Here is a 22,830-nt window from a genome sequence, read left to right on the forward strand (position 1 = left end):
GGTCCTTCCTCAGCGGGCGGTGTGCGCCCGGCGGGCGAGCAGTGCGGCGAGCAGCTCCCCCAGGTCGTGCCCGGCGGCCTCGACCGCCATGGGGAACATCGATGTCTCCGTCAGCCCGGGGGACACGTTCACCTCGAGGAAGTGGATCGCGCCCTCGGCGTCGACGATGGCGTCGGTGCGCGACAGGTCGGCCAGGCCCAGCTCGCGGTGCACGGTGACGGCCAGATCGGCGGCGCGGGCCGCGACGTCGTCCGGGATCCGCGCCGGCGTGTGGTACTCGGTGAGGCCCGGGGTGTACCGCGCGGTGTAGTCGAAGACGCCCGACGCCGGGGCCAGCTCGACCGCCGGCAGCGCCCGCGGCCCGTCGCCCAGGTCGACCACGGAGATCGCCAGCTCGGTGCCCTCCACGAACCGCTCGACCATCACCGTGTCGCCGTAGGCGAAGCAGCTGACCATGGCGGCGGGCAGGTCCTCGACCCGGGTGACCTTCTGCACGCCGAGCGACGAGCCGCCCGAGGCCGGCTTGACCACGAGCGGCAGGCCCAACCGGGCGACGATGAGGTCGAGGACCGCACCGGCCCCCAGCTCGCGGAACGTGCTGTGCGGCAGCGCCACCCAGTCCGGCGTCGTCCCCCCGGCCGACCGCACCACGGACTTGGCGGCCGGCTTGTCCCAGGCCAGCCGGCAGGCGGCGGCGGGCGAGCCGACGTAGGGGATGCCGGCCAGGTCGAGGACGGCGCGCAGCGATCCGTCCTCCCCGGTGGCGCCGTGCAGGGCGATGAAGACCGCGTCGGCGGGCGAGGCGGCCAGCCCGGGCAGCAGCCCCGCGTCGGCGTCGCGCACCTCGGCGTCCACCCCGGCCCGGGTCAGCTCCTCGGCGACCTGGGTGCCCGAGGAGAGGCTGACCTCCCGCTCGAAGGTCAGCCCACCGGCGAGGACGACGACCCGCAGCGGGTCAGGGCTCGTGGTGGTGTCGGCGGTCGCCGCCGCCGCGGGCTCGGTCATGCTCGGCCGTCCTCGTAGTGGTCGCTGTTCGCCGGGCCGACGATGTTCTCCGCCTCGTGCCCCGGCACGGGCTTCGGAACGGCGCGGAAGGAGCCGGTGTCGACCGAGTCGAAGGTGGAGTGCAGGTCGAGCTCGGCCTCGACGACGCGGGCCAGCCGGCGCACGCCCTCGCGAATCTGGTCGGGCTCGGGGTAGCAGTAGGACAGCCGCATGTACTCGCGCCCGCTCCCGTCGGCGTAGAAGCCGATGCCGGGCACGTAGGCGACGTGCGCGTTGACCGCGCGCGGCTGCATGAGCTTGCTGTCCAGCCCGTTCGGCAGCTTGAGCCACACGTAGAAGCCGCCGTCCGGGCGGGTCCAGGTGGTCCCCCGCGGCATGAGCGCGGCGAGGGACTCCAGCGTGGCGTCGCGCCGCTCGCGGTAGAGCTCGGTGAACAGCTTGATCTGCTCGCGCCAGGGCTGGGTGTCGAGGTACCGGGCCACCGCGTACTGGGTGAGCGAGGGCGGGCAGAGCACCTGCGCCTCGGTGGCCAGCACGAGCTTCTCGCGGACGGCGAGCGGCGCCAGCACCCAGCCGACCCGCAGGCCGGGCGAGAACGTCTTGCTGAACGAGCCGAGGTAGACGACGCGGCGGGCGTCGCGCGCCCGCAGCGCCCGCATCGGCTCCCGGTCGAAGCCGAGCAGCCCGTAGGGGTTGTCCTCGATGATCAGCAGGTCGTAGCGGTCGGCGATGTCCATGATCGCCTCGCGGCGCGGCTCGGAGAGCGTCACGCCGGCCGGGTTGTGGTAGTTCGGCACCGTGTAGAGGAACTTCACCCGGTCGCCGTTCGCGCGGCACGCCAGCAGCGCCTGCTCCAGCGCCTCGGGGATCAGGCCGTCGTCGTCCATCGGGACGTGCCGCACGCGGGCCTGGGCCGCCTGGAAGACGCCGAGCGCGCCCACGTACGACGGGCCCTCGGCGAGGACGACGTCGCCGGGGTCGCAGAAGACCCGGGTCACCAGGTCCAGCCCCTGCTGCGAGCCGACGGTCACCACGACCTCGCTGGGCGAGGCGTCGGTGATGCCCTCGAGCGCCATCACGTCGCAGATCCGCTCGCGCAGCCGCGGGTCGCCCTGGCCGGAGCCGTACTGCAGCGTCTGCGCACCCATGCCGCTGACCAGGTCGCCGATCATGGAGCCGACGGCGTCGAGCGGCAGCGCGGTCACGGCGGGCATGCCGCCGGCCAGCGAGACCACCTCGGGCCGGCTGACCACGGAGAACAGCGCGCGGATCTCCGAGGTCTTCATGCCGTGGGTGCGTGCTGCGTACCGGTCGGCCAGGGGGTCCAGCCGCGGGTGGCGCGGGGTGATGTGCGAGTGCGCGTTCGCGCCGGGGCCCGGGGGCACACCGGGCGGGAGAGTGGCCACCCGTCGAGTGTAGGGACGTCGCCCGGGCGCGTTGACCGGACACGGCAGATGTGACGGACGGGTCCTGCGACCTCGCGGTCCTCCGGACCGCACCGCGACCAGCCCCTGCGACCGGTGCACCCCAGCGGAGTGCCGTCCACGATCGGGACCGACCCCTCCGGTCCTCCTACACCTTCTGGGGCAGCACGAAGGTGCCGGTGGGCGGATCGGCCTCGGCCGGGAGGAAGAGCCGCTGGACGGCGGCGAGGACGGCGGAGGCCACCGTGCCGCGCAGGCGGGCGTCGAGCAGCAGCAGCCGGTCGACCGGGTGGGAGAGGTAGCCGCAGTCCAGCCGGACGGCCGGCATCCGGGTCATCCGCAGCAGGTCCCACGTCTTCGGGTAGCCGCCGAGGTCGAGCAGCCCCGTGCGGGCCACGACCTCCCGCCGGACCAAATGGGCGAACTGCTCGCCGACCGTGGAGGAGGCGCCGGAGCCCGTGCCGTAGTAGTAGCTGGCCACCCCCCGGGCGTGCTCCGAGCCGTGGGCGTCCATGTGCAGCGAGAGGAAGAGGTCGGCGCGGGCGTCATTGGCGAACGCGGTCCGCTCGGCCGCGGTGGGGTTCTGGCCGCGGCCGCGGGTGAGGTACACGCGGGCGCCGGCGGCGGCCAGCCGGCCCTCGATCCGGGAGGCGAGGTCGAGGACCAGGTCGGCCTCGGTGGTCTCCCCCGCGGTGAACCCGGTCTCCCCGCCGCCGTGCCCGGGGTCGACGACGATGACGCGGCCGATGAGGTGCGGGCCGCTCTCGACCATGGAGGCGCTCTGCCGGAGCAGCTGCGGGCGGCCGCCGGTGACCTTGCGGCCGAGCTGCCGCAGCGCGCGCAGGGTGGCCGGCCCGCAGGTCCCGTCGGCGGTGAGCCCGTAGTCGCGCTGGAACGCGCGCAGTCCCGCCTCGGTCTCCGGTCCCAGGATGCCGTCGGCGCGGCCGGCGTCGTACCCCAGCTCGAGGAGGCGCTCCTGCAGGTTGGTGACGTCGTCGCCGCGGATGGGGCGCTCGGGATCGTGGTGCAGCAGCCGGTCGCCGAGCGACCAGCGCGCCTCCGACAGCGCCCGGTAGGTCTCCTCGCCGACGTGTCCGTCGACGCTCAGCCCGCGGACCTGCTGGAAGTGGCGGACCGCCAGCTCGGTCGCCTCGTCGTACACCGCGTCGCCGCCGTCGTCCGGGGTGAGCGGCTGCAGCAGCTCGAGGCTGCGCAGCGCGGCCCGGACGTCGGCCACGGCGGGGCCACGGTCCCCGGGGCGCAGGGGGAAGGTGCCGTCGTTGCTCGCCATCGTCCGCCGATTGTCGTCCTCGCCGCCGGTGGCGGCCCGTCGGGGGTGCGCCGGGCGCACCCGGACGCGCCGGGGCCCACCCGGCCGGGTGGCCGGGTGGGCCCCGAGGTCACGCCCTGCGCCCGGCCCCGCTGCAGCGCCCCCCGCGAGTGCGCGAGCGGTGGGGGGCAGCGGGGTCCTTCGTCAGATGTAGTCGGACAGGTCCGACAGGATGGCGCCCTTGGGCTTGGCGCCGATGATGCTCTTGACCGGCTTGCCGCCCTGGAACACGGTCATCGTCGGGATGGACATGACCTGGTAGTCGCGGGCGATCTGCGGGTTCTCGTCGATGTTCAGCTTGGCGATCGTGAGCTTGTCGCCGTGCTCGGCGGCGATCTCCTCGAGCACCGGGGCGACCATCTTGCACGGCCCGCACCACTCCGCCCAGAAGTCGACGAGGACGGGCTTGTCGCTGCCCAGGACGTCGTCGGCGAAGCTCGCGTCGGTCACCGTCACGGTGTTGCCTGCCATGGTCGTTCTCCCTGTTCGATCGCTCGGAGTCGCTGGTCGGTCCAACCAGCGCAGTGGTGCGTGTATGCCCGTTCCCGGCCCCTCGCAGGGGCCCGCCGCGAGCTCGCGAGCGGTGGGGGGGCGGAGGGGTCCTTACCGCTCGTCGAAGGTCTCGGCGAGCCAGCGCTCGGCGTCGATCGCGGCGGCGGCGCCGGTGCCGGCCGAGGTGATGGCCTGGCGGTAGATGTGGTCGACGACGTCGCCGCAGGCGAACACGCCGTCGATGTTGGTGCGGGTGGTCGGGTGCTCGACCTGCACGTAGCCCTCGTCGTCCAGCTTCAGCTGGCCGGCGAACAACTCGCTGCGCGGGTCGTGGCCGATGGCCACGAACATCCCGGCGACGGGGAGCTCCTCGGTGTCCCCGCTGCGGACGTCGGTCAGCTGCACGGCGGCGACGGTGTCCCCGCCGAGCACGTCGGTGACCTGCTTGCCCAGCGCCCAGCGGATCTTCTCGTTGTCCTGCGCCCGCTTCTGCATGATCTTCGACGCGCGCAGCTCCTCCCGCCGGTGGACGACGGTCACGCTCTTGGCGAAGCGGGTGAGGAAGGTGGCCTCCTCCATCGCCGAGTCCCCGCCGCCCACGACGACGATGTCCTGGTCGCGGAAGAAGAAGCCGTCGCAGGTGGCGCAGGCCGACACCCCGCGGCCCAGCAGGCGGGCCTCGTTGTCCAGGCCCAGGTACCGGTACTTGGATCCGGTGGCGACGATGACCGCGTGCGCCCGGTACTCCTGGTCGCCGACCTGGACCAGCTTCGGGGAGGCGGTGAGGTCGACGCGGGTCACGTCGCGGGCGACGAGCTCGGCGCCGAAGCGCTCGGCCTGGGTGCGCATGTCGTCCATCAGCTGCGGGCCCTGCACGCCCTCGGCGAAGCCGGGGAAGTTCTCCACCTCGGTGGTGGTCATCAGGGCACCGCCGAACTGCGACCCCTCGAAGACCAGCGGGTGCAGGTTGGCCCGGGCCGCGTAGATCGCCGCGGTGTACCCGGCCGGTCCCGATCCGATGATGATCAGGTCGCGGACACCGTCGTGCTCCGCGGGCGGGATGGCCGGGTTCTCGACCTCCGCTCCGGTGACGGCGGGGCCGGGGGTGGGCTGGTGGTCGTTCGTCACGGGCGGCACAACGGCAGATGGTAGGGGGGCATTCCCCCGCGGTCGTCCCCTCAGCCCGCGGGGCGGAGGGCGACCTCGGCGATGTCGGCGGAGAACCCGCCGTCGGCCGGGGTCAGCGAGGTCACCCACACCAGGAGGTACCGCGTGGTGACCGCCTCGTCGAAGGCCAGGTCCGTCGTGCCGTCGATCGTGCCGGAGGCCGCGACCTGCCACTCGGCGAGGCCGGTGTCGGGACCGCCACCGACCCGCACCTCCGCGGTCATCCCCGGGGTGGTCGTGGTGACCGTGACGGCGGCGAGCGCCTGGTCCTCACCGAGGTCGTAGACGATGCCCATGCCGTCCTTGAGCCCACCGAAGGCGGCCGAGCCGCGGTAGGTGACGGTCGACCACGCGGTGGCGGGGTCGCCGTCGAAGGACAGCGGGACGTCGTCGGGGTTCTCCGGCTGCCCGTCGCCCTGCGGGTCGAACAGCGTGCCGGAGACGATGGTCGGCGCCGGGACGTCGCCGGGCGGCGGGGGCTCCTCCTCCGCGGGCTCCGCGGGGGCGGAGGTCGCCGGCGGGGCGGAACTGCCCGGCCGGTCGACGGAGTCGGCGACCGAGAGCACGTTGGTCCCGAACCACCAGGCCAGCAGGACGACGATCGCCAGCGCGAGCAGCGGCAGACCGACCACGACGAGCCGGCGCCGGGAAGGCCGGTCCTCCCCGGCGGCGTCGTCGTCCCCGACGTCGTCGCGCAGGTCGTCCTCGTCCTCGTCGAAGGCGGCGTCGAGGCGCAGGTGCTCGTCCCCGTACGGGGGGACCGGCGGCAGCGCACCGCGGGTGCCGCCGTACCGGGTGTCGTCGTCCCGGGTGCCGTCGTCCCGGTCGTCGTCGTACCGGGTGCCGTCGTACCCGTCGTACCCGTCGTCGTCGCGGCGCTCCCGGAGCCGGCGCAGCCAGCCGCTGTCGCTCTCCTCGGGCTCGCGGACCAGGTGGGCCGTCTGGCTGGGCCGCGGCGGCTGCGCGAGCAGGGCGGCCATGGCCGCGGCGCTGGACAGGCCGGCGCCGGGCTCGGTGGAGCGGGTGCGGCGGACCAGCGCCGCGAGGTCGGGCTGCGGGATGACGGGGGGCGGCGAGGGCCGGCCGTCGGGGCCGGGCCGACCGGCCTGCCGCCCGGTGAGGCAGAACTCGAGCAGCGCCCCGAGCGCCGCGATGTCGCCCTCCATGCTCCCGGAGGCCGCGGGGACGGCGCGCAGCCCGACGAGGCCGTTGGGGCGCAGCACGACCGTGTCGGGGGTGATGCCGCCGACGGCCAGGCCCACCCGGTGCGCCTCGGCCACGCCCTCGGCCAGCCGGCGCAGGACCGTCCGCGCCTCCCGCTCGGGCACGGGACCGTCGGCGAGCCGCTCGGCGAGCGTCCTGCCCTCGATCCACTCGTTGACGACGTAGGCGGCGCTGCCGGACCCCTCGCCGGCTCCGCTGCCCTCCGCGGCGTCGTACACCATGGCCAGCGCGGGTGTGGCCAGCCCGCCGGCGGTCAGGGCCCGACCGATCCAGGCGCGCGCCGGCGGGCCGCCGGGGGTGTGCACGCGGATGGCGACGTCGCGGTTGAGCACCCGGTCGCGGGCGCGCCAGCACCGGATGACACCGGTCGGCGTGGACTCCTCCGGGCCGATCTCGTCGAGCGGCCGGTAACGGTCGGGCAGGCCGGTGATGGTGGACGTCAACGCCGCAGCCCCCTCGTCCACTCGTCGTCCGCGGTGCGCCCGCCCCGCAGCGGGAGTCGCGTCCGGCGGCTCGCCGGTCACCTGCGCCCGCGGCGGGCCAGGACCGCCGAGAGCGGCCCCGTCACCTCGGGTACCCGGGCGAGCAGCATGCCGCCGACGGCTGCGACTCCGATGACCACGGTACCCACGAGCAGGGTGCCGAGCGAACCCGCCACCGAGGTCCCGAGCACACTCCGAGACCCGATCGTGACGAGCGACCCGAGGAGCGCGGCCGCCAGCGAGGCGGCCGTCACGCGCAGCACCGGGCCGAGGGTCGACCGGGTGTCCAGCGTCCCCAGGCGGCGGGTGAGCGCGACGTGCCCGAGGACCCAGCCGGCCACGTAGGTGATGCTCGTGACGAGCATCAGCCCGGCGACGACGTGCTCGGGGCCGACGACGGCCGGGACGGCGAGGAGCAGCGGCACGCGGACGGCGACCATGCCCACCTGGATCAGCGTCGGTGTCCGGGCGTCCTTCATCGCGTAGAAGACCCGCAGCTGCAGCAGGGTCACCGCCATGGGCAGGAGCCCGAAGGCCCCGAGGGCCAGGGCGACCCCGATCGCGTGGGCCTCCTCGACGCTGGTGTTGCCGCGGGCGAAGGCGACCGTCGCCAGCGGCGGGCCGAGCACGACCAGTGCCGCGGTCACCGGGAGCAGGCCGAGTGCGGACAGACGCGTGCCCAGGGAGAGGTCGGAGACGACGCCGGCGACGTCCGAACGGGCGGCGGCGCGGCTCATCCGCGGCACCAGCGCCGTGAGCAGGGCGACGCCGATGATCCCGTAGGGCATCTGGAACAGCAGGCTGGCGATCGCGAAGGCGCTGGACCCCAGGCCGCCCTCGCGGCCGGCCTGGTTGGCGATCCGGGTGGCGACGGCGACGCCGATCGCGCTGACCGCGGAGTAGGCGACCACCCACAGGCCGAGGGAACCGGCCTCCCGCAGCCCGGTCTGCCGCACACCCCAGCGCGGTCGCAGCGGCACCCCGACCCGGGGCAGCAGCGGCAGCAGGATCAGGGCCTGCACGGCGATGCCCAGGGTGGTGCCGACACCCAGCAGCCACACGAGGCCCGGGCTGATGCTCCCCGGGGTCAGCTCGCCGTCGGCGACGGCCATGAAGACCACACCCGTCGCGATGACCACCACGTTGTTGAGCACCGGCGCCCACGCCGGCGGGCCGAAGACGCCGCGGGAGTTCAGCACCGCCTGAGCCAGGGCCCCGACGCCGTAGAAGACGACCTCCAGCAGCAGGAGGCGGGCCAGCCAGTTGGCCAGCCGGACCTGGTCGGGGTCGCCGGAGATGCCGTAGAGCCGGGTGAGCAGGGGTGCGGCGAGGACGGCGAGGGCGGTCACCACCACCAGCCCGGCGATGGCGACGGTGGACAGCCGCTGCACGTAGCCGACGCCGCCGTCCCGGTCGCGTTCCTGGGCGTGCACGAACAGCGGCACGATCACCGAGGTCAGGACGCCGCCGAGCAGCAGCTCGTAGACGATGTTGGGCAGCGTGTTCGCGGTGTTGTACGCGTCGTTGACCAGGCCGACGCCGAGCGCCGCGGCCAGCACCATCGTGCGCAGCAGGCCCGTCACGCGCGACACCAGGGTGGCCACGGCCATCGTGCCGGCGGCCCGCAGGATCCCGCGGCTGGCGCCGGGGGCGCCCTCGCGGGCCGAGGCCTCCTCGTCGGTCTCGTCGACCCGCTGCGGCACCGCCGGCAGGACCGGGATGAGCTGGGTGTCGTCGGGTCCGGGGACGAAGCGGGGGCGCGGCGGGGGCACCGGGGGCAGCGGACGGTCGGACCGGACCGCGCGGTCACGGCGCACGGCGGGCGGCGGCACCGGCCGCAGCGGCGCGACCGGCGGCCGCATGCCGGTGCCGTCGGCCGGGTCGGGCACCACCGGGTAGGGCGGCGGGGGCAGCGGCGTGGCCGGCGGGCGCGACCGCGGCGGCTCGGCGTCGCGCTCGGCCCGCCGCGGGGCGGCGGGCGGAACGGGCGGCAGGGGCAGCCGGTCGCGCTCGCCGACCGGGCGCTCGTTGCTCACACGGGGCTCCGGGTCGGCGGCAGCGGCACGGCCGCACCCTCCGGGGCGCCGCCGGGCTCGTCCCCGTCACGGCCGGCGCCGGACCGGCGGCGCAGCAGGAAGAGGATCCCGCGCCGCAGGAACAGCAGGCCCAGCAGCGCGGCCGCGCCGATCGTGATGGCGAGCGAGATGGTGCCGTAGGCGGTGCTGGTGACCTGCAGCTCCACCGGGTCGCCGAGCGGGTCACCGCTCGGGGTGGTCAGCGTGGCGGTGACGGCGAAGCGACCGGACTGGCGCACCTGGGCGGGCACCTGCAGCGTGGTCCGCTCCAGCGGTGCCAGTTGCTGCACCCCGATGTCCGACACCGACAGCCCGACCCCGCTGCGGGTGCGGATCTGCAGCCGCACCGCGACGGCGAAGGGCAGGTCGTTGCGCACGGTCAGCACCAGCGGCGCTTCGCTGGAGGCCAGGCTGTACGTGCCGTCGGCCGGGGAGAGCAGCGTGACCTCGTCGAGCAGGGACTCCATGGTGCTGCGCAGGTCCGCCGCGGCCCGTGCCGCGCGCAGGGGGTCGTCGGCGGTGGCCACCGACGTGGCACGCGCGGTGGCCGCGTCGAACGGGGCCAGCGCCGCGGCGGCGTCGCCGACGACCGCCCCGGCCAGGTCCTCGCGCGCCGCCACGGCGGCCCGGACGTCGGCGAGCGCGGCGGGCGCCAGGCCCGCCCGATCCCCGGGGGGGACCGGTCCGCCCGTGTCGGCGACCGGGCCGGCGAGCAGCTCGTCGAGGCCTGCGGTGCGGACGCCGGGGACCTGGGCGGTCGAGCTGACCAGCGCGGTCAGGTCGCCGGGCTCGGCGTCGAGCCCGCGCGGCGGCGCGACCAGCACGGTGCGCAGGGCGAGCGGGTCCCCGCCGGGCTGGCGGGACAGCAGGGCCACCTCGGCGACGTAGCGCTGACCGGCGAGGCCGGGACCGCCGGCCGGGTGGCCGATCGCGCCGACCAGTGCGCCGAGCGTGGCGTCGGCCACCAGGCCCTCGGTGCCCTCGGCGAGCGGCGTGCGCGCCGCCGCCGCGCCGGCGTCCAGGCCGACCGCGGCCGCGCCGTCGGCCAGGCCGTCGGAGCTGACGACGACGGACGAGACACCGCCGGAACGCAGCACGCCCAGCGTCTGGCCGTGCACGCTGCCCCCGGCCGCCCACGCGAGGTCGGTGCGGGGCTCCACGTCGAGGACGTCGCGCAGGATCCGGGCGCCGGCTCCCGCCTGGTCGGCCGGCGGACCGCCCTCCTCCGGCAGGGCGGGCACGGCGGCGGCCGTCCCGGTGGCCGGCAGGCTGCGCGCGGCGACCTCGGGGAGCCCGGCGGTCGTGACGGCGTCGACGTCCACGTCGCCGTAGGGCAGCGCCACCACCGGGTGGACGTCGGCCACCGTGCGCAGCCGGTCGAGGAAGGCCGCGGCGGCCGCCGTGCCCTCCCCGGCCGCGTCCTCCCCCGCGACGTCGTAGGGACCGGCGGCCATCACGTCCAGGGCCTCGACCAGGGCGGGGTCGACCGCGAGCGTCACCCGCGCGACCGGCTGGGGCGCCTGGCCGGGCACGGGAGCGGTCTCGGGGATCTGCTCCACCGCGGCGAGCAGCCGGTCCAGGCGGCCCCCGGACGCGACGACGTCGGCGAGGTCGTCGTCGGTGAACCGGCCGGCGGCGTCCCGGTGGGTGGGCTCCACGAGCGGCCACAGCCAGGCCACGGCCGTCGTCCCCACCGCCGGCGCGCCGACCTGGACGACGTACGTGCCGACCTCCCCGACGCGGCTCTGCGCGCCGTCCGGGGTGGTGCCGTTGAGGTTGAGCAGGACCGGGTAGACGCCGTCCTCGGTCAGCTGGAGGTCGTCGGTGGTGGTCGTGTAGCGGTAGTCGAGGGACGCGCCGGCGGCGAGGGTGCCGGCGATGGGGAGGAACTCGGCGAAGGCGCGCGTCGCCGGCGGGTCGGCCTCGGCGGCGGCGAGCTCGGCGCGGCTGCGCAGCGGGTCCCCGCGCTGCAGCCGCAGGGCCAGCCCGGTCAGGTCCTGGCTGCCGGTGTTGGTCAGGGTCACGCTCAGGGCGATCGTCCCGCCGGGCAGGACGGTCGCGGGCTCGACGCGCTCGACGGTGATGCGGACGGGGCGGTCGGGGTCGGGTGCGGCGTCGTCCCCCGGCGCGGCGGCCGCGACCGGCGCCAGGGGGCCGGCGGCGCCGGCGAGCAGTGGCAGTGCCAGCAGCAGGGCGACCACGGACCGCAGCAGCGCCCGGCGGGGGCGGGAGCGGCCGCCCCGGCGTGCGGTGCCGTGCCCCTGCGGAGTGTCGGGGCCGCGGCTCACGCGCTGTCGGCGAGCAGCGCCGGGGCACGCTCGACGAGCGCCCGCTCGTCGGCGTAGGCCAGGCGCTGGCTCAGCTCGTCCAGCGGCACCCAGGCGACCTCGGTGACCTCGACGTCGGCGTCGGAGAGCGCGCCGCCGATCGCGCGGAGCAGGAAGTGGTGGACCGTCTTGTGCACGCGCCGGCCGTCGGCCACGAACCAGAAGTCGATGATGCCCAGCGGAGCGAGGACCTCGCCGATGATGCCGGTCTCCTCGGCGACCTCCCGGACCGCGGTGTCCTCCGGCGTCTCGCCCTCCTCGATGTGCCCCTTGGGCAGCGACCAGAGGAGCCGGCCACGGCGGTCGGTGCGGCCGATCAGGGCAGCGCGGGGCCCGGTCACCCCGTCGTCGGCGACCACCAGGCCCCCGGCGGAGGTCTCGTCGACCCGGCGCAGCCGGCGGCCGGGGCGTCCGCGTCCGCCCGTCCCAGCCATGCCAGGAGGGTAGCGCGCGTCGGGCGGTGGCTCCGGGAGCATCGCGGCGCCGGTGGCTCCCGTCCGCGGAGCCCGGACGGGGCCGGCGGGCGCGGCACTACCCTGGCTCGTCGTGTCCGAGCAGCCCCCGGGTCCTCCCGTCGTCGAGCCGGTGCCCGCCGCCGTCCAGGAGACCGTGCGGGCCCTCGTCGACGTCTCACCCGTGCTGGCCGAGCTCGGCGACCGCTTCGCCGCGGCCGGGTTCCAGGCGCACCTGGTCGGCGGCTCGGTGCGCGACGCGCTGCTGGCCGCCGGCGCCGGGCCGGCGGGGGTGCCCGGCGACCTCGACGTCACCACCGACGCCCGGCCCGAGCAGACCCTCGAGCTGCTGCGGGGGTGGGCGGGTTCCACGTGGAACCAGGGGATCGCCTTCGGGACGGTCGGTGCCGAGGTGCGCGGCGTCCGGCTGGAGATCACCACCTTCCGGGCCGACCGGTACGACCGGGAGTCGCGCAACCCGGAGGTCGCCTGGGGCACCTCGCTGCTCGACGACCTGGTCCGCCGCGACTTCACCGTGAACGCCATGGCGGTGTCCCTGGGCTCCGACCGGACGGTGACCGACCCCTTCGGCGGTCTCGGCGACCTGCTGGCCCGCCGGCTGCGGACCCCGGGCGCGGCCGCGGACTCCTTCGCCGACGACCCGCTGCGCATGCTGCGGGCGGTGCGCTTCGTGGCCCAGCTCGGCCTCGTGCCGGACGACGAGGTGGTGTCGGCGATGACCGGCATGGCCGGCGAGCTCGCGCGGATCACGCCGGAGCGGGTGCAGGCGGAGCTGTCGAAGACGCTGCTGCAGGACTCGCCGCGCGCCGCGCTGGAGCTCTTCGTCGACACGGGGCTGGCCGACGTCGTCCTCCCCGAGGTCGCGGCGCTGCGGATGGAGATCGACGAGCACCACCAGCACAAGGACGTCTACACGCACTCGCTGACGGTGCTCGACCAGGCGATCGCCCGGGAGCGGGCGCTGGCCGCCGAGGGTGCTCCGGGCGTGGAGAGCCCGGACCTGGTGCTGCGGCTGGCGGCGCTCCTGCACGACATCGGCAAGCCGGCGACCCGCCGGCACGAGGCCCGCGGCCGGGTGTCCTTCCACCACCACGAGGTGGTCGGGGCCAAGCTCGTGCGCAAGCGGCTGACGGCGCTGCGCTACCCGAAGGACGTCGTCGAGGCGGTCGCCCGGCTGACCTTCCTGCACCTGCGCTTCCACGGCTACGGACGCGGCGAGTGGACCGACTCGGCGGTGCGCCGCTACGTGACCGACGCCGGTGACCTGCTCCCGCGCCTGCACACGCTGGTCCGCTCGGACTGCACGACCCGCAACAAGCGGCGCGCGACCACGCTGGCGGCGACCTACGACTCGCTGGAGCGGCGCATCGCGGAGCTGTCGGCGGCCGAGGACCTCGCGCGGGTGCGGCCGGACCTCGACGGCAACGCGATCATGGAGATCCTCGGGATCGGTCCGGGCCGCGAGGTCGGCGAGGCGTGGCGGCACCTCAAGGAGCTGCGGCTCGAGCACGGGCCGCTGGACCCCGACGAGGCCGAGGCCGAGCTCCGCCGCTGGTGGTCCGAGCGCGGAGGCTGAGCGGAGTGCCACAGTGCAGGAAACCTCGCTCGTCGCACTCCACTGTGGATGACGGGAGCGCGACCGGACCGCTTCCCGCCACTCTCCGCCGGTGCACATGCCGCCCATCGCCCTCGGCGGCGAGCAGGTCGCCCCGCGCCACCTGCTCACCACCGCGGGTCTGAGCAACTACCGGCTGCGGACCGCCGTGGCATCCGGGCGCTGGCAGGAGCCCCTGCCAGGGGTCTTCGTCAGCCACTCCGGTCCCCTCACCCGCCGCGAGCGGTGGTGTGCGGCGCTGTACTACGCGGGACCCGGATCCGTGCTGTCCCACCGCAGCGCGCTGCTCGCCCGGGGGTGCCGGATCCACGAGCTGGCGAGCACGACTCGCGCGGCGGGGGTGCGCGGTGAGTACCGGGTCCCCCCAGAGGGCGGTCTCGTCGAGGTGACCACCCGCCACGGCCACCACGTCCGCTCCCGGAGCTTCGTCGTCGTCCACCAGAGCCGTCGGCCTCTCGACACGGTCCACGAGGTGGGCGGGCTGCCTGTCGCTGCTCCGGCACGGGCCGCGGTCGACGCGGCGGTCACCGCGAGGCGGCGGGGTGACGTCGACCACGTGGTGGCCGACGTGCTCCAGCGCGACCTCTGCACCGTGCCTGCGCTCGAGGCGGAGGCCGCCCGGCTGGGCAGACGCCTGACACCGTGGCTCCAGGTCGCGCTCGCCGATGCGCGTCGCGGGATGCGGTCCGTCGGTGAAGCGGATCTCCGCCGGGTCGTCCTGGCCGCAGGGCTGCCCGAGCCCGAGTGGGGAGCAGCGGTCGTCACGCGGAGCGGGACGTACTTCGTGGACGCCCTGTGGCGGGACCGTGGCGTCGCGGTCGAGGCGGACGGCGCGGCGTTCCACCTGTCCGCGGAGGACTGGGCACACGACCTCGTCCGGCAGAACGCCGTCCTGGGTGAGGGGCTCGTGCTCCTCCGCTACCCGGTGCGCCGCCTGCGCGAGACCCCGGACGTGTGCGGAGCCGAGATCGCCGCACTGGTCACGTGACCGGAGTGCCGGAGTGCAGGAAACCTCGCCTGGCGCACTCCGCGTAGGTGGCGGCGGCGAGGAGGTAGGTGGCGGCCACCCCGAGGACGACGCCCGAGGAGACGCCGGACTCGGGCAGCAGCAGCGCCCCCGCCACCACCGCCGCGACGAACGTGATGTTGACCAGCGTGTCGTACACGGAGAAGACCCGGCCGCGGTGGTCGTCGTCGACCGCCTCCTGCAGGGTGGTGTCCACGCAGATCTTCACGCCCTGCCCGACGAACCCGAGCAGGAAGCCGAGGGCGACCGCGGTGGGCGGGACGAACGGCAGCCCGAGCGCGAGCTGGCCCACGCCGCCGGTCGCCAGCAGCGCGGTCACCCAGCGCGGCTTCCCGATCCGCCGGACCGCTCGCGGAGTGACGGCGGCCGCGAGGAGCGCCCCGGCCGCGCCGAGGGCCAGCACCTGGCCCGCCCCGGCCAGCCCGGTGGGCAGCAGCGGTCCCCACGCGGGGAAGGTGTTGCGGTACAGGAGCAGCGTCATCAGCGTGAAGAAGCCGAAGCAGACCCGGTGGACGGCGATCGCGGCGAGTGCGGCGGCCGCCGGCGGGATCGCGGCCACGTGCCGGGCGCCGGCCACCATGCCGCGCAGCACGTCACCGGCGGACAGCCGGGCAGCGCCCAGCGAGTGGTCCGGGCCGAGGTGCCGCCGGGAGAACCCTGCGGCGGTCAGCGCCGCGGCGGTGTAGGGCAGGGCCGCTGCCGCGGCCACCGCGGTGTAGGCGGCGTCCCCGGAGCCCGCGACCGCGGCGACGCCCACGGCCACGCCTCCCCCGACCACCGACGCCGCGGTCCCGGCCGTGGTCGAGAAGGCGTTGGCCGAGACCAGCCACTGCCGTTCGACCGTGTGCGGCAGCCCGGCCGAGAGCGCGGCCAGCAGGAACCGGTTGACGGCGAAGACGAGCAGCCCGGTCACGTAGAAGGGGACGCCGGCCACCCCGCCGGCGATCAGCGCGGCCACCGCGAGCACCAGCACGGCGCGCACCAGGTTGGCGGCGAGCAGGACCTGGCGGCGGCTCCACCGGTCCAGCCACACCCCCGCGAAGGGCCCCACCAGCGAGTAGGGGAGCAGCAGGACGGCGAATCCCGCCGCGACGGCGGCCGGGTCGGCGGCGCGCTGGGGGTTGAACAGCACCGTGCCGGCGAGGGCGGCCTGGAAGACGCCGTCGCCGAACTGGGACAGCAGCCGCGTGGTGAGCAGGCGGCGGAAGTCGCTCCGGCCGAACAGCTGCCGGACCCGGCTCCGCGCCTGCTGCACGCGGTCACCCTAGGTCGGCGCCCGTGCCAGGCCGTGACCGCCGCCCCGCTGTCCCCCGGTCGCGCGCCTCGACCGGTCACGACCCTGTCGGGTGGGGCACACTGAGGGCGATGAGCACCCTGCCCGATCCCGAGTACGGACCGCCCGCGCGGCCCGCCACGGGGCGCCGCCGTCCGGACGCGGTGCCGTCGTTGTCGACCGGCTCGGTCGAGGACGTCCGGCCGGGGTCGCTGCTGGTCGCGATGCCGTCGCTCACCGACCCGACCTTCGCCGGCAGCGTGGTCTACGTGCTCGACCACAACGAGACCGGCACGTTGGGTGTCGTGCTCGGCCGGCCGAGCCAGGTGGCGATCCGCGACGTCCTGCCCGGGTGGTGCGACCTCGCCGTCGAGCCCGGCGTGTTCCACGTGGGCGGGCCCTGCGAGACCGACACGGCGCTGTGCCTGGCCGCCAGCCCGCGCGGCCCCCTCACCGGGGACAGCGGCCTGCGGCGGGTCGCAGGCGAGGTGTGCCTGGTCGACCTCGACGTCGACCCGGTGGAGCTGGAGGGCCTGGTGACCGGGCTGCGGGTGTTCGCCGGCTACGCCGGCTGGTCCCCCGGTCAGCTCGCCGACGAGGTCGCCGAGGGCGCCTGGGCGTGCGTCGACGGCTCGCCGGACGACGTCCTGACCGACCTGGCCGGCCCGCAGCTGTGGCGGCGGGTCCTGGGCCGGCAGACCGGCCGGCTCGGCGTCCTCTCGACCGCCCCGGCCGACCCGTCCGCCAACTGAGCCCCACCGGACCCGTCGCCGTGCAGCGCGGCCGGCTGGGATCTGGTAGGAAAGACGTCGGAGAGGGGCGGTCTGGGGAAGAGGCCGCCCCTCTCCGCACGTCCGGGCCCGGATCGCCCCCGCCCGGATCGCGCCGATCCTGGCGCCTGCCGGGAGCTCTAGAGCCCGACGGCCGCGAGCAGTTCCGGGTGAGCCGCGCCGTCCACCGTCTCCCCCTCCGGCGGAGGGGGGATGTCACGGGGCCCGTGGTCGGCGAGCGACACCGTGACCGGGAGCTCCTGGCCGGGCAGCTCGGTGACGTACTGCACCAGCAGGTCCGAGGAACCGTCGACGGCGACCGTCCACCCCGCCGGTGAGGCGAAGACGCTGCTGAGCCGGCCGTCGATGGACCGCTGGCCCTCCCACGTGTAGTCACCGGTGCGGAAGGCGGCCGGGTCGTCGTCCTCGGCGGTGGCGAGGTTGAGGACGAGCCGCACCAGCACGTCGGCCAGCGGCGCGCTGGCGTCGGCGCCGACCGGGGCGGCGGGCCTGCGCACGTAGGTCGCGGGCGGCAGCTCCGCGGCGGTCAGCGCCTCCGCGAGGCCGGGCACGTCGCCGAACCAGAGGGCGTCGGCGGTGAAGAAGACGGTGCGGACGTCGTCCGGGCGGCCGTCCCCGTGGCTGGTGACCGCCTGCGCCCGGCCGACGTCGTCGCTGTAGTCGATCTCGCCGGTCAGCGTGAGCACGGAGCCCTCGGCGAACGGGGCCGCGACGACGAAGTCGGCGCCACCGGCCTCCTCGTTGGCCGCCAGCACCCCGGCCAGGACGCCGGCCTCGGCATCGGTCACCGGGTCGCCGGGCTCCCGGTCGGCCGCCCCTGCCGAGCAGGCGGCCCCGCACAGCAGGGCGCCGGCGAGGCCCGCGGCCAGCAGGGCGGGACGACGGCGCGGCGGCATGCGGTCAGCGTAGGCAGCACGCGGGCCGCCGACCGGCGCACACGCGGCGCGGGCCACCGGGTCCGGGGAACGCGACAGGGCCCGTCCCCGGCCGGGGGCGGGCCCTGTGGCGCTCGGGCTCGGGCGGTCAGCGCTCGATGTCGCCGCGGATGAAGGCCTCGACGGCGTCGCGGGCCTCGCTGTCGCTGTACTGCACCGGCGGCGACTTCATGAAGTACGACGACGCGGACAGGATCGGGCCGCCGATGCCGCGGTCCTTGGCGATCTTCGCGGCGCGGACGGCGTCGATGATGATGCCGGCCGAGTTCGGGGAGTCCCAGACCTCGAGCTTGTACTCCAGGTTCAGTGGGACGTCGCCGAACGCGCGGCCCTCGAGCCGGACGTAGGCCCACTTGCGGTCGGTCAGCCACGGCACGTGGTCCGACGGGCCGATGTGCACGTTGTCCTTGCCCATGTCCCGGTCGACCTGGCTGGTGACGGCCTGGGTCTTGGAGATCTTCTTGGACTCCAGGCGCTCGCGCTCGAGCATGTTCTTGAAGTCCATGTTGCCGCCGACGTTGAGCTGCATCGTGCGGTCCAGCTGCACGCCGCGGTCCTCGAACAGCTTCGCCAGCACCCGGTGGGTGATGGTCGCGCCGACCTGGCTCTTGATGTCGTCACCGACGATCGGCACCCCGGCGGCGGTGAACTTGTCCGCCCACTCCTTCGTGCCGGCGATGAACACCGGGAGGGCGTTCACGAACGCGACGCCGGCGTCCAGGGCGGCCTGGGCGTAGAACTCGGCGGCCTGCTGCGAGCCGACCGGCAGGTAGCAGACGAGCACGTCGGCGCCGGACTCGCGCAGGGCGGCGACGACGTCCACCGGCTGCTCGTCGGACTCCTCGATGGTCTCCCGGTAGTACCGGCCGAGACCGTCGAGCGTGGTGCCGCGCTGGACGGGGACGCCCAGCGGCGGCACGTCGCAGATCGAGATGGTGTTGTTCTCGCTGGCGACGATCGCCTCCGAGAGGTCGCGACCGACCTTCTTGGCGTCGACGTCGAACGCGGCGACGAACTGCACGTCCGAGACGTGGTACTCGCCGAACCGCACGTGCATCAGGCCCGGGACGGAGCCGGTCTCGTCGGCGTCCCGGTAGTAGTGCACGCCCTGCACCAGCGACGCGGCGCAGTTGCCGACGCCGACGATGGCGACCTTGACGGCTCCCATGGGTTTCCTCTCTCCGTTGGACCCGCAGGTCCCTCGTCTGTCCGGGGCGGTGGACCGCCCCCGGGCCCCGGTCAGGGCGTGCGACCGTCGTCTCCGGCCGCGCCCTCCCGGTGCCCCGTGTCTGTCGGCGCCGTGGTGACCGGTGTCGTGGTGGTCGGTGTCGTGTCCGTGAGCTCCCGGTCGATGAGCTCGGACAGCCAGCGGACCTCCCGGTCCACGGACTCCAGCCCGTGCCGCTGCAGCTCGAGCGTGTAGCGGTCCAGTCGCTGCCGGGTCCGCGCCAGTGAGGCCCGCAGTCCTTCCCGCTGCCGCTCGACGGTGCGCCTGCGGCCCTCGAGGATCCGCAGCCGCACGTCCGCGGCGGTGTGCCGGAAGAAGGCCAGGTGGACGCCGAAGTGGCCTCCGTCGTCGTACGCCTCCGGGCCGGCCTGGCTGACCAGTTCCTGGAAGCGCTCCTTGCCCTCCGCGGTGATCGTGTAGACCACCTTTCCCCGGCGGCCGGTGAGCGGCGGTGCGTCGGCCGGAAGCAGCTCCCCCCGGCCGGGCTCGGCGGTGGTGACGAACCCGGCCGCGTGGAGTCGCTTCAACGCGGGGTACAGCGAGCCGTAGGAGATGCTGCGCAGGCCGCCGAGCACCTGGCTGAGCTGCTTGCGCAGCTCGTACCCGTGCATCGGCGACTGCTGCAGCAGGCCGAGGATGGCGAACTCGAGCACTCCGCCCTCCCCAGCTCCCTGCCGGTCGATGTATCGAGACGATACATCGATCGGTGAACGAGGGGGCAACACGTGGTCACCCGGTCGTGGCGCGCAGGCTGCTCCGGCCGCCGAGAGCCGTTCGCGGACCCCCGCCGGCCGCCCCCCGGTGCGTACCCTGGCCCGGTGCCCGGACGACGCTCCGTCGTGGACTACTCGCTGCAGCGGCGAGCCGTCCTCGCGGGCGTGCAGGCGGGGCGCACGAGCCTGTACGAGGTCTGCGACGCCAGCCCCTACCTGACCCGTGCGGCGCGCTACCACGGCGACCCGACCGACGAGCCGTGCCCGATCTGCCGCGGACACCGGCTGACCCTCGTCAGCTACGTCTACGGTGACCGCCTCGGTCACGTGTCCGGGCAGGCCAAGACGCACGTCGAACTGGCGCGGATGGACGGCAAGCAGGAGGAGTTCTCGGTCTACGAGGTGGAGGTCTGCCGCGGGTGCGGCTGGAACCACCTCGGCCGCTCCTACGTCCTCGGTCGGGAACCGGAGCCCGGTCGACGGCCGGGCCGGAGCCCGCGGCGGGCCGCCACCGAGTAACCGAGAGCACTCCGGATCGGGAACACCGCGCCGCCGTCCCGGTCGTTGTACCGCGGGGCGGCCATACACGAGCCGGCCGGGGTGAATCGTGTCGCAACGCCGCGGATCTCCCCCGTTCTCACAGCTGCACACGCCACGCTGGGTAGCGGGACGAACTCGTCCCGTCCCACACCACTGCCAGGAAGGGGCTCGCGCGTGCCCTCCCACGACGAGACGTCACCGGTCGGACCGGGCGCCGGCTCGGTCCGCCGGCCTCCGCCCGCCCGTCCCGGCGGGGCCGGCCGCGGCCGGACGACGGCGTCCCGCTCCGGTTCGGGCTCGGGCGGGAACCGGCCGCCGGGCAACGGCGGTGGCCGGCCGCCGGCGTCCGGTGGACGCGGTGGCAACGGAAGGGGCGGGAGCGGCGGCCGCAAAGGCAGGCCGGCCCGCACGAAGAAGCAGCGCCGCCGCCGCCGGCTGAAGATCGCCGCCGGCCTCCTCGCCGGGATGTTCGTGCTGCTCGCGGTGTTCGTGGGCGTCGTCTACGCGACGACCGAGGTGCCCGACCCCAGCAGCGTCCAGAACGCCCAGACGACCGTCGTGTACTACGCCGACGGCACCACCGAGATGGGGCGCCTGGGCGACGAGAACCGCACCAACGTCTCGCTGGACCAGGTGTCGGAGCCCGCCCGCAACGCGATCCTCGCGGCGGAGAACCGGAACTTCTACGCCGACCCGGGCATCTCGTTCACCGGCATCGTCCGCGCGGCCTGGAACAACGTGACCGGCGGCTCGACGCAGGGCGGGTCGACGATCACCCAGCAGTACGTCAAGAACGCCTTCCTGACCCAGGAGCAGACGTTCAGCCGGAAGTTCCAGGAGCTGTTCCTGGCCATCAAGCTGGACAACGAGTACTCGAAGGACGAGATCTTCGAGAACTACCTCAACACCATCTACTTCGGCCGCGGCGCCTACGGCATCGAGGCGGCGGCCAACACCTTCTTCGGCGTCCCGGCCAGCGCGCTGACCGCCGAGCAGGGCGCCGTCCTCGCCGTCCTCATCCGCAACCCGTCGAACAACGACCCCGAGGTCAACCCGGAGGGCGCGCTCAGCCGGTGGGAGCGGGTGCTCGACGCCATGGAGGGGGAGGGCTGGCTCACCGCCGACCAGCGCGCCGCCGCGGTCTACCCCCCGGTCATGCCGCGCACCGGCTCCAACCTCGGCATCCCCAGCGGTCCCGAGGGCCTGGTGGTCCAGCAGGCGCTGGCCGAGCTGCGGGCCAAGGGCTACACCGAGCAGCAGATCCTGGCCGGCGGGCTGCGGATCACGACCACCATCCAGAAGCCGGCGCAGGACGCGGCGATCGCCGCCGTGGCCGACGTCATGGAGGGCGAGCCGGAGAACCTGCGGCAGGCGCTGGTGGCCGTCGACCCGCGGACCGGTGCCGTCGTCGCCTACTACGGCGGGCCGAACGGGACCGGGACCGACTACGCGCAGGCGCAGCGCCAGCCCGGCTCCTCCATGAAGCCCTACGTGCTGGCCACCGCCCTGGAGCAGGGCATCGGCGTCCAGTCGCGCCGTGACGGCTCCTCACCGCAGACCTTCCCCGACCGCGAGGCCCCGGTGCGCAACTCCGGCGGCGCCTCCTGCGGCAGCTGCACCCTGGTCGAGGCGATGACCCGCTCGCTGAACACCACCTTCTACGGGCTGGCCTACGAGGTCGGGCCGGAGAACGTCCGCGCGACGGCGCTGGCCGCCGCCGGGCTGCCGGAGACGTGGCAGGGCGGGTTCCTCGAGGGGCAGACGATCCTGGCCAACGCCGACGGCGGCACCGGCTCGGCCATCGGCATCGGCGAGTACGAGATGCGCCCCATCGACCAGGCGCACGGCTTCGCCACCCTCGCCGCCGGCGGCGTGGAGCGCAGCCCGTACTTCGTCGCGCGGGTGACCGACAGCACCGGCGCGGTCCTGCTCGAGTACGGCGGTGACCCCGGTGAGCAGGTCATCCCGGCCGACGTCGCCGGGGACACGACCTACGCGCTGCGCGACGTCGCGTCCTACTCCCGCCGCTCCCTGGACGGCAACCGCCCGGTGGCCAGCAAGACCGGCACCCAGGGGCTCAACGCGACCGACAACTCCGACGCCTGGATGGTCGGGTACACCCCGTCGCTGTCGACGGCGGTGTGGATGGGCACCGACGGCCGGGAGCCGATCGTCAACGCCGGCGGCTCGATCATCTACGGCTCGGGCCTGCCCGGTGCCATCTGGCAGCAGTTCATGAACGCCGTCCTGGCCGGGACGCCGGAGGAGCCGCTGCCCGACGAGCCGGTGATCGACGCCGACCGCAGGGGGCCGCCGCCGAGCGAGACCGCCGCCCCGCCGACGTCGGAGGCGCCGCAGACGACGCAGCCGGCGCCGACCACCACCGTCGAGGAGCCCGAGGACACCCCGCCGCCGGCACCCGAGCCGACGCCGACGCCGACCCCCACGCCCACGCCCACCCCGACGCCTCCCCCGACCGCTCCCCCGACGCCTCCCCTGCCGGGGACCCAGGCGCCGGGCAACGGCGGCGGCGGGCCGGGCGGGCCGGGCGGGCCTGGCGGCGGCGGTCAGGGCGGTCAGGCCGGCGGGCAGGTGCAGCAGCCCGTCCCCGCCGGCTGAGCGCCCGGCAGACTGGCGCGGTGACCTCCGCGCAGCACCCTCCGGACCCCTCGGACAGCTCCGCTGCCGGGGGGTCCGTGCCGTTCCGGG

The 22,830-nt window shown here is 75.2% G+C and carries 18 protein-coding genes; 5 read left to right on the forward strand and 13 right to left on the reverse strand.

What is annotated here, in order from left to right; translation table 11 throughout:
• Window positions 1-9: 9 nt before the first annotated feature.
• The 9 genes from ACK586_RS05255 to ACK586_RS05295 form a co-directional block, all read right to left on the reverse strand.
• Window positions 10-1,005, reverse strand: a complete 996-nt coding sequence (locus ACK586_RS05255; RefSeq protein ID WP_409329398.1) for a D-alanine--D-alanine ligase family protein — start codon at window positions 1,003-1,005, stop codon at window positions 10-12.
• Window positions 1,002-2,411 carry an aminotransferase-like domain-containing protein gene (locus ACK586_RS05260; RefSeq protein ID WP_409329399.1) on the reverse strand — a complete coding sequence of 470 codons (1,410 nt, stop codon included), beginning with the start codon at window positions 2,409-2,411 and terminating at the stop codon, window positions 1,002-1,004. Before ACK586_RS05260 ends, ACK586_RS05255 begins: the two co-directional genes overlap by 4 nt.
• Before the next feature lie 166 nt (window positions 2,412-2,577).
• A complete protein-coding gene (locus tag ACK586_RS05265) occupies window positions 2,578-3,720 on the reverse strand; it encodes an N-acetylmuramoyl-L-alanine amidase (protein WP_409329400.1) in 1,143 nt (380 codons plus the stop codon).
• A gap of 183 nt (window positions 3,721-3,903) precedes the next feature.
• Complete coding sequence (trxA, locus tag ACK586_RS05270; protein ID WP_097207487.1) at window positions 3,904-4,230, reverse strand: thioredoxin; 327 nt, start codon at window positions 4,228-4,230, stop codon at window positions 3,904-3,906.
• A gap of 132 nt (window positions 4,231-4,362) precedes the next feature.
• Entirely contained in the window at window positions 4,363-5,388 is a 1,026-nt protein-coding gene (gene trxB / locus ACK586_RS05275; RefSeq protein WP_425330369.1) for a thioredoxin-disulfide reductase, read from the reverse strand.
• A 41-nt stretch (window positions 5,389-5,429) separates the two neighbouring features.
• On the reverse strand, window positions 5,430-7,085 hold the full coding sequence (locus ACK586_RS05280) for a protein kinase family protein (RefSeq protein ID WP_409329401.1): 1,656 nt from the start codon (window positions 7,083-7,085) through the stop codon (window positions 5,430-5,432).
• Window positions 7,086-7,162: 77 nt separating this feature from the next.
• The gene (gene murJ / locus ACK586_RS05285) at window positions 7,163-9,160 is read right to left on the reverse strand and encodes a murein biosynthesis integral membrane protein MurJ (protein ID WP_409329402.1); all 1,998 of its coding nucleotides are present in this window, start codon (window positions 9,158-9,160) and stop codon (window positions 7,163-7,165) included.
• Window positions 9,157-11,487, reverse strand: coding sequence for a DUF6049 family protein (locus ACK586_RS05290; RefSeq protein WP_409329403.1), 2,331 nt, complete (start codon window positions 11,485-11,487; stop codon window positions 9,157-9,159). Before ACK586_RS05290 ends, murJ begins: the two co-directional genes overlap by 4 nt.
• A complete protein-coding gene (locus ACK586_RS05295) occupies window positions 11,484-11,960 on the reverse strand; it encodes an NUDIX hydrolase (RefSeq protein ID WP_409329404.1) in 477 nt (158 codons plus the stop codon). Before ACK586_RS05295 ends, ACK586_RS05290 begins: the two co-directional genes overlap by 4 nt.
• Before the next feature lie 112 nt (window positions 11,961-12,072).
• Between ACK586_RS05295 and ACK586_RS05300 the strand changes: the two genes are divergently transcribed.
• Together ACK586_RS05300 and ACK586_RS05305 are read left to right on the forward strand one after the other, a co-directional pair.
• On the forward strand, window positions 12,073-13,575 hold the full coding sequence (locus tag ACK586_RS05300) for a CCA tRNA nucleotidyltransferase (protein ID WP_409329405.1): 1,503 nt from the start codon (window positions 12,073-12,075) through the stop codon (window positions 13,573-13,575).
• A gap of 91 nt (window positions 13,576-13,666) precedes the next feature.
• Window positions 13,667-14,602, forward strand: coding sequence for a hypothetical protein (locus ACK586_RS05305; protein ID WP_409329406.1), 936 nt, complete (start codon window positions 13,667-13,669; stop codon window positions 14,600-14,602).
• Here ACK586_RS05305 and ACK586_RS05310 read toward each other — a convergent pair.
• Window positions 14,595-15,896 carry an MFS transporter gene (locus tag ACK586_RS05310; RefSeq protein WP_409329407.1) on the reverse strand — a complete coding sequence of 434 codons (1,302 nt, stop codon included), beginning with the start codon at window positions 15,894-15,896 and terminating at the stop codon, window positions 14,595-14,597. The two genes, ACK586_RS05305 and ACK586_RS05310, sit on opposite strands and share 8 nt — an antisense overlap.
• Before the next feature lie 110 nt (window positions 15,897-16,006).
• On the opposite strand from ACK586_RS05310, the gene ACK586_RS05315 reads away from it, so the two are divergent.
• The gene (locus ACK586_RS05315) at window positions 16,007-16,666 is read left to right on the forward strand and encodes a YqgE/AlgH family protein (protein WP_409329408.1); all 660 of its coding nucleotides are present in this window, start codon (window positions 16,007-16,009) and stop codon (window positions 16,664-16,666) included.
• A 158-nt stretch (window positions 16,667-16,824) separates the two neighbouring features.
• On the opposite strand, the gene ACK586_RS05320 is transcribed toward ACK586_RS05315, so the two are convergent.
• The 3 genes from ACK586_RS05320 to ACK586_RS05330 all read right to left on the reverse strand — a co-directional run bounded on the left by ACK586_RS05320 (window position 16,825) and on the right by ACK586_RS05330 (window position 19,521).
• Window positions 16,825-17,601 (reverse strand): hypothetical protein, encoded by a 777-nt coding sequence (locus ACK586_RS05320; RefSeq protein ID WP_409329409.1) that lies wholly within the window; start codon window positions 17,599-17,601, stop codon window positions 16,825-16,827.
• 127 nt (window positions 17,602-17,728) lie between these two features.
• Entirely contained in the window at window positions 17,729-18,808 is a 1,080-nt protein-coding gene (locus ACK586_RS05325) for an inositol-3-phosphate synthase (protein ID WP_409329410.1), read from the reverse strand.
• 71 nt (window positions 18,809-18,879) lie between these two features.
• On the reverse strand, window positions 18,880-19,521 hold the full coding sequence (locus ACK586_RS05330) for a PadR family transcriptional regulator (RefSeq protein ID WP_409329411.1): 642 nt from the start codon (window positions 19,519-19,521) through the stop codon (window positions 18,880-18,882).
• Window positions 19,522-19,686: 165 nt separating this feature from the next.
• Between ACK586_RS05330 and ACK586_RS05335 the strand changes: the two genes are divergently transcribed.
• Both ACK586_RS05335 and ACK586_RS05340 read left to right on the forward strand, forming a co-directional pair.
• A complete protein-coding gene (locus ACK586_RS05335) occupies window positions 19,687-20,100 on the forward strand; it encodes a DUF5318 family protein (RefSeq protein WP_409329412.1) in 414 nt (137 codons plus the stop codon).
• Window positions 20,101-20,295: 195 nt separating this feature from the next.
• Window positions 20,296-22,740 carry a transglycosylase domain-containing protein gene (locus ACK586_RS05340; protein WP_409329413.1) on the forward strand — a complete coding sequence of 815 codons (2,445 nt, stop codon included), beginning with the start codon at window positions 20,296-20,298 and terminating at the stop codon, window positions 22,738-22,740.
• Window positions 22,741-22,830 lie beyond the last annotated feature (90 nt).

This window comes from Trujillonella humicola, assembly GCF_046233715.1.
Classification (GTDB): Bacteria; Actinomycetota; Actinomycetes; order Mycobacteriales; family Geodermatophilaceae; genus Trujillonella; species Trujillonella humicola.

Coding starts and splice junctions, on each gene's coding strand:
- ACK586_RS05255 (WP_409329398.1), bottom strand. CDS start 1,005: ATGACCGAGCCCGCGGCGGCGGCGACCGCCGACACCACCACGAGCCCT.
- ACK586_RS05265 (WP_409329400.1), bottom strand. CDS start 3,720: ATGGCGAGCAACGACGGCACCTTCCCCCTGCGCCCCGGGGACCGTGGC.
- trxA (WP_097207487.1), bottom strand. CDS start 4,230: ATGGCAGGCAACACCGTGACGGTGACCGACGCGAGCTTCGCCGACGAC.
- ACK586_RS05295 (WP_409329404.1), bottom strand. CDS start 11,960: ATGGCTGGGACGGGCGGACGCGGACGCCCCGGCCGCCGGCTGCGCCGG.
- ACK586_RS05315 (WP_409329408.1), top strand. CDS start 16,007: ATGAGCACCCTGCCCGATCCCGAGTACGGACCGCCCGCGCGGCCCGCC.
- ACK586_RS05320 (WP_409329409.1), bottom strand. CDS start 17,601: ATGCCGCCGCGCCGTCGTCCCGCCCTGCTGGCCGCGGGCCTCGCCGGC.
- ACK586_RS05325 (WP_409329410.1), bottom strand. CDS start 18,808: ATGGGAGCCGTCAAGGTCGCCATCGTCGGCGTCGGCAACTGCGCCGCG.